The 324-nt window shown below is 45.7% G+C and carries 1 protein-coding gene; it reads right to left on the bottom strand.

Annotated elements, in window-relative coordinates; genetic code table 11:
- A partial coding sequence (locus tag QEH57_RS24880; protein WP_309009511.1) for a hypothetical protein occupies positions 1–313 on the bottom strand: 313 nt, incomplete at its 3' end.
- Between the last annotated feature and the right edge of the window lie 11 nt (positions 314–324).

The following is a 324-nucleotide window of genomic DNA, read 5'->3' as shown; positions in this document are numbered from 1 at the left end:
CCCCTAGTTTTGCTGCATCTTCGTTTTGCTTCTTTAGCTGTGGACCTACAGGAAGGGACGGACTGCGAGTTGCCGCCTTATAGATGATGGTCGTAATCTTCTTACCTTTTTCATCTTCTGTAAATACCTTCAGCGGAGCAACCCATAGGAATTTTCTCTCCTGTTGGATATGCATGAAAACCTCGACTGCAGAGTTTTCGCTTTCGAGCTGCGTCGAACACTCAGCTCCTGAGACTTGATCGAACACTACTCCAGCCCTTGCATCAACGGATAGAGCTGAGAATACGATGAACAGGGCGATTGTTAGTTTCATGATTAGTTTTT

The sequence above is a fragment of the Pelagicoccus sp. SDUM812005 genome, from assembly GCF_031127875.1.
Lineage (GTDB): Bacteria > Verrucomicrobiota > Verrucomicrobiia > Opitutales > Opitutaceae > Pelagicoccus.
The sequence above is the reverse complement of the archived record's forward strand: the minus strand, read 5'-3'. Positions and strand labels throughout refer to the sequence as shown.